This window comes from Arthrobacter vasquezii (assembly GCF_029455255.1).
In the GTDB taxonomy this organism is placed as follows: domain Bacteria; phylum Actinomycetota; class Actinomycetes; order Actinomycetales; family Micrococcaceae; genus Arthrobacter_D; species Arthrobacter_D parietis.
Genome location: NZ_JAROKN010000118.1, coordinates 1 through 1,712, shown reverse-complemented (window position 1 = coordinate 1,712; position 1,712 = coordinate 1). Strand labels below are relative to the sequence as shown.

3 protein-coding genes are annotated in these 1,712 nt (G+C 66.3%); 2 read left to right on the top strand and 1 reads right to left on the bottom strand.

What is annotated here, in order from left to right:
• Together P4U43_RS17855 and P4U43_RS17850 are read left to right on the top strand one after the other, a co-directional pair.
• On the top strand, positions 1-915 hold a 915-nt coding region (locus tag P4U43_RS17855; protein WP_277359941.1), incomplete at its 5' end, for a sensor histidine kinase.
• Entirely contained in the window at positions 908-1,558 is a 651-nt protein-coding gene (locus P4U43_RS17850) for a LuxR C-terminal-related transcriptional regulator (protein ID WP_056543963.1), read from the top strand. The genes P4U43_RS17855 and P4U43_RS17850, both read left to right, overlap by 8 nt.
• Here the strand turns inward: P4U43_RS17850 and P4U43_RS17845 are convergent.
• On the bottom strand, positions 1,524-1,712 hold a 189-nt coding region (locus tag P4U43_RS17845), incomplete at its 5' end, for a hypothetical protein (protein ID WP_277359940.1). The genes P4U43_RS17850 and P4U43_RS17845 overlap by 35 nt on opposite strands.

Genomic DNA, 1,712 nt, shown 5'->3' with positions numbered 1-1,712 from the left:
TTCGTGGCCCAGCAGCTCGGGGTGACCGTCCAGTGGGGCTGGCTGGTACCGGTCGGCGCGGTGGCCCTTGGCGCCGTTCTCGCGTGGTCCCAGCTCGACGAAACCCGCCGCGCCCGGCTGATGGATAACGCGGGGGCCACCCGGGCTGAAGGTGTGGCACGGCTGGCTGCGGGCCTGGTACTGGTGATGGTCGGCCTGTTGATTCTTGTTTCCGGGTCGCTGTCCTGGGAGTTCACCTGGCCGGTGCTGCTGGCCACGGCAGCGGTGCTCGGCGGTGTAGGGCTGGTACTGGCGCCGTGGGGCCTGAAGTTCTGGAAGGACCTTGAGGCTGAGCGGTCGGCGCGTGTCCGTGAAACCCAGCGCGCGGAAATCGCGGCCCACCTCCATGACTCCGTGCTGCAGACGCTGGCACTGATCCAGAACCGTGCAGCCTCCGAGCAGGATGTCATCCGGCTCGCGCGGGCACAGGAACGGGAACTGCGTCGGTGGCTCTACGCAGATACGGCGGAGCGGACCGGGAACCTCGCGGACCGCGTCAAGGCGGTTGCAGCGGAGGTGGAAGAGGAATACGGGCATCCCGTCGACGTCGTCTCCGTGGGAGAGGCACCCATGACTCCGCGCCAGGATGCCTTGGTGCAGGCAACCCGCGAGGCCATCCTCAATGCAGCCAAGCATGCGGGCGGCGCTGTCTCCGTCTATCTTGAGGCCGGGACTGCTGTCTCGCAGGTGTTTGTCCGCGACCGCGGTGCCGGTTTTGATCCGGAAGCGGTTCCGGCCGATCGGTTGGGCATCCGTGAGTCGATCATCAACCGCATGCAGCGCCACGGAGGTACCGCGCGGATCCGAAGCTCGGAAGCGGGAACGGAAGTTCAACTGACCATGCCCGAAGAGGAAGCAGGAGCTCCGCATGACTGAGCCGATCACCGTCGTCGTTGTTGATGACCACGCCATTTTCCGGTCCGGTGTGAAGGCGGATCTCGACGGCCGTGTCCGGGTTGTCGGTGAGGCAGCCACGGTGGAGGAGGCCATCGCGGTCATCCTGGAACAGCAGCCGCAGGTAGTCCTCCTCGATGTTCATCTGCCGGGAGGCAAAGGCGGGGGAGGCGCTGAGGTGATCGCAGGATGCGGTGACGTCCGCCAGACCACGCGGTTCCTGGCGCTCAGCGTGTCCGATTCCGCCGAAGACGTAGTCACCGTCATCCGGGCAGGCGCCCGCGGATATGTCACCAAGACCATCACGGGCGCTGACATCTCCAACGCGGTGCTGCGCGTGGCGTCAGGCGATGCAGTGTTCTCGCCGCGGCTCGCCGGCTTTGTGCTCGATGCGTTCGGCACCGCAGCGGTAGCGGCCGCCGAGAGCGAACTCGACCGGCTGTCCGCCCGGGAACTCGAAGTGATGCGGCTGATCGCCCGCGGTTACAGCTACAAGGAGGTCGCGAAGGAGTTGTTCATTTCCATCAAGACAGTCGAGACCCACGTGTCAGCGGTGCTGCGGAAGCTGCAGCTCTCATCCCGGCACGAGCTCACCCGCTGGGCGGCGGAGCGCCGGCTGCTCTAGCGTCCCTGGTCTTCGCGGGGTGCGTTATGCGACCCCACGAATCCTTGCCCTTCCACTCCGGGATGAGCCGCATCGCGTGTTGACCGATTGACGCTCCGGTACCCCGCCAGGCGGGAAGGAAGAACACGACAAGTGCCGGCGCCAGCGTGAGCAG

Coding starts and splice junctions, on each gene's coding strand:
- P4U43_RS17850 (WP_056543963.1), top strand. CDS start 908: ATGACTGAGCCGATCACCGTCGTCGTTGTTGATGACCACGCCATTTTC.